We start from the raw sequence: 3,207 nt of genomic DNA, 5'->3' as shown, positions 1-3,207 counted from the left end.
CCGGCGGTGGGGACGGTGCAGGCGCCCAGCGCCACGCCCATCGTGCCGAGGTCGGCGGCGGCGGCGCGGGCCAGGGCGGCGACTCCTCCAGCGTCCTGCCCGCGGCGGATGGCGGCGCCCGCCAGCTTGTGGATCAGCACGGTACCGGCGATGCCGCGGCGGCGCGCCGGCTCCACCGTGTCGCGCAGGGCCACGTCGTCGGCCACCACCACGATCTCGACCGGGATGCCCTCCTCCCGCACCAGCTCGGCCGCCAGGCCGAAGTTGAGGCGGTCGCCGGTGTAGTTCTTGACTACCAGCACGGCGCCGGAGGGGCCGGAGGCGGCGCGGATGCCGGCCAGCACGGCATCGACGCTGGGCGAGGTGAAGACGTCGCCGGCGATCGCGCCCGCCAGCATGCCGGCGCCGACATAGCCGGCATGGGCCGGCTCGTGCCCGCTGCCGCCGCCGGACAGGAGGGCCACGGGTCGTGACGCCGGCACCGGCAGGTCGGCGCGGATCACCACCGCCTCCTCCTCCAGCAGGGCCAGGCCGGCATGCAGGTCGACGAAACCTTCCAGCATCTCGCGCAGGACATGGCGCGGATTGTTGATCAGCTTCTTCACGGCGGTCCTCGGTCGCAGGGCGGAGATCGGGGAAGGAACGGATCAGCCTTCGTTTCGTTGCCAGACCTCGGCCAGCTCGGGGTCGGCGCGCAGCCGGCCGGCGATCGCCGACAGCTTCGGGCATTCGGCGGTGAACCACTCGCTGCGGGGCCGCCAGCGATTCATCACCGCGATATAGATATCGAGGGCGGTGCGGGTCTGGCCCAGGAACCAGGGGCTGCCGGCCGCGGCCTCCATCTGCCGCCACAGCACCTTGCGGTGCTCGTCGGTGGAGCGGCGCAGCTCGGCCTTGGCCTCGTCGCCGCTGACCCAGCGGCCGGGATCGTCGCCATAGGCCCAGGTCGGGTACAGCGCGGCGACGATGAACACCAGCCGGCGCAGGAAGGCGGGGCGGTCCGGATGATCGGCCGGCGGCGCCAGCCCGGCCTGCGGCGCCACATCGGCCAGGTGCAGGGTGATCGCCGCGCTCTCGGTCATCACCGTGCCGTCAGGCAGCACCAGCACCGGCACCTGGGTCAGCGGGTTCAGGCGCTGCAGCATCTCGCGATCGGCCGGATTCTCGTAGATGTCGACCGACTTGATGGCGAAGGGCACGCCGGCGAGGGCCAGCATGATCTCGCTGAGCGTCGAGCCGGTGCCGGGCGTGGCATAGAGCGTGTACATCGGTCCTCCCCTTCGTCGCGCTCCGCACTCCTAACACGGCGCGGAGGCGCGGGACATCCGGCGCGAACGGGGTTGCGACCGGCGGTCCGACGCTGCTCATATGCTGTCACGAAACTGTAACAAAAGGAGGCTTCGGATGGTGCGCATGGGATGGGCTTCGGCCCTGGCGATGATGGCCGTGGCGGGAACCGCCCAGGCCCAGCAGGGACCTGGCGCGGACGACAACCTCAACGCCGTGCTGTGGGACCAGACTTCGGTCGAGGCGCAGGCCAATGCGATCGGCGCCTATGCCCTGGCCCGCCTCCGGCTGGACGAGGCGCTGGCCGACCCGTCGCGCACCGCGGCGCCGGCGGAGCAGACCGGCGACTTCAGGAATTTCCCGCCGGCGGTGGTGCTGGATGTCGACGACACGGTGCTGAACACCTCGCCCTACCAGGCCCGCAACGTGGCCGTGGGCTCGGGCTTCGATCCGAAGACCTGGACGGCCTACGTCAAGGCCAAGATCGACACCCCGATCCCGGGCGCGGTGGAGTTCACGCAATACGCCGCGTCGAAGGGCGTGAAGGTGTTCTACGTCACCAACCGTACCAAGGAGGAGGAGGGGCCGACGGTCGAGCACATGAAGGCGCTGGGCTTCCCGATGGGCGACAATGTCGACACCTTCCTCAGCGCCAAGGAGCAGCCGGACTGGGGCTCGGCCAAGGGCACGCGCCGTGCCGTCATCGCCAAGGACTACCGGATCCTGCTGCTGATCGGCGACAATTTCGGCGACTTCACCGACGCCTACAAGGGCACGGTGGCGGAGCGGCAGGCAGCGTTCGAAGCCGCCAAGGACCATTGGGGCCGCGACTGGATCGCGATTGCCAACCCGACCTACGGCTCCTTCGAATCGGCACCCTACAAGGGCGACTACAAGCTGCCGAAGGAGGAGCAGCGCAAGCTGAAGGTCGAGGCGCTGACGCCCTGGAACGGGCAGTAGGCCTCGGTCGTCTCTCATTCGTCATCCCGGGCGCTGCGCAGCACGACGTGATGCGCTGCAGACCCGGGATCTGGTTGACCATCGCGCAGAGATCCCGTGTCTGCGCAGCGGCGCTCCGCGCCGCAGCGCGCACGGAATGACGATGGATGGCTGCGAAATCAGAACCCGCCGCGGCCCTGCAGCGGATGCCCGGTGACCAGCGAGACCAGATGCGCCGCCATCAGGATCACCACCAGCGCCGCCACCATCATCACCGGGATCACCGGGAACAGCCGCACCTCGCCCGGCGGCGGCTTGCGCCGGTCCATCACCAGCATGGCCGCCGTCACCGCCAAGGCGACGGCGAGGATGATCAAGGTGTTGGTCATGTCGAGCTGCATCGTGGCTCCGCGGTAGCATCCCTGCGGCCGGGACGGAAGCAGGTTGCATCGGCCGCCGCGATTGCCGATATCGGCGCGGGCGGAGAGTGACGGGATCGGGACGATGAAGCGCTTCTACAAGACGGTGGATGTGGTGCCGGCCGGCGGCGGCTTCGGCGTCACTCTCGACGGCAAGCCGATCCGGAGTCCGGCCAAGGCCGATTTCACCCTGCCCACCCGGGCGCTGGCCGAGGCGGTCGCAGCGGAATGGGACGCCCAGGCCGACGAGGTGGTGCCTTCGGCCATGCCGCTGATGCAGCTGGCGGCGACGGCGATCGACAAGGTGGCGCCGAATCGGCAGGTGATCATCGACACCATCGCCCCCTATGGCGGCACCGACCTGCTGTGCTACCGGGCCGAGGCGCCGGCGGCGCTGGCGGAGCGGCAGGCCGCCGCCTGGCAGCCGCTGCTCGACTGGGCGATGACCGCGCATGACGCGCCGCTGGCCGCGACCACCGGCATCGTCCACCAGGCCCAGCCGGAGTCGAGCCTCAAGGCGCTGCACGCGGCGGTGGCGGCGCAGGACGACTGGCGGCTGACG

Annotated in this window: 5 protein-coding genes; 2 read left to right on the top strand and 3 right to left on the bottom strand. The window is 70.4% G+C overall.

Translation table 11 applies throughout. The features are described 5' to 3' along the window. Both P409_RS30255 and P409_RS30250 read right to left on the bottom strand, forming a co-directional pair. Window positions 1–605, bottom strand: a 605-nt coding sequence (locus P409_RS30255) for a dihydroxyacetone kinase subunit DhaK (protein ID WP_034847180.1), incomplete at its 3' end; no start/stop codon positions are given. 42 nt (window positions 606–647) lie between these two features. Next, window positions 648–1,268 carry a glutathione S-transferase family protein gene (locus P409_RS30250; protein ID WP_034847179.1) on the bottom strand — a complete coding sequence of 207 codons (621 nt, stop codon included), beginning with the start codon at window positions 1,266–1,268 and terminating at the stop codon, window positions 648–650. Window positions 1,269–1,404: 136 nt separating this feature from the next. On the opposite strand from P409_RS30250, the gene P409_RS30245 reads away from it, so the two are divergent. After that, entirely contained in the window at window positions 1,405–2,247 is an 843-nt protein-coding gene (locus P409_RS30245) for a 5'-nucleotidase, lipoprotein e(P4) family (RefSeq protein ID WP_152613626.1), read from the top strand. A gap of 158 nt (window positions 2,248–2,405) precedes the next feature. Here P409_RS30245 and P409_RS30240 read toward each other — a convergent pair whose 3' ends face one another. Further along, window positions 2,406–2,627, bottom strand: a complete 222-nt coding sequence (locus tag P409_RS30240; RefSeq protein ID WP_034847174.1) for a hypothetical protein — start codon at window positions 2,625–2,627, stop codon at window positions 2,406–2,408. Between the two features lie 103 nt (window positions 2,628–2,730). Here P409_RS30240 and P409_RS30235 point away from each other — a divergent pair. Then, a partial coding sequence (locus P409_RS30235; protein ID WP_034847172.1) for an ATP12 family protein occupies window positions 2,731–3,207 on the top strand: 477 nt, incomplete at its 3' end.

This window comes from Inquilinus limosus MP06, from assembly GCF_000767795.1.
Taxonomy (GTDB): Bacteria; Pseudomonadota; Alphaproteobacteria; order DSM-16000; family Inquilinaceae; genus Inquilinus; species Inquilinus limosus_E.
This window is presented reverse-complemented; position numbering and strand designations above follow the sequence as displayed.

What these genes read in the sequence shown, in the direction of transcription:
- P409_RS30240 (WP_034847174.1), bottom strand. Translation starts at nt 2,627, where the DNA reads ATGCAGCTCGACATGACCAACACCTTGATCATCCTCGCCGTCGCCTTG.
- P409_RS30250 (WP_034847179.1), bottom strand. Translation starts at nt 1,268, where the DNA reads ATGTACACGCTCTATGCCACGCCCGGCACCGGCTCGACGCTCAGCGAG.
- P409_RS30245 (WP_152613626.1), top strand. Translation starts at nt 1,405, where the DNA reads ATGGTGCGCATGGGATGGGCTTCGGCCCTGGCGATGATGGCCGTGGCG.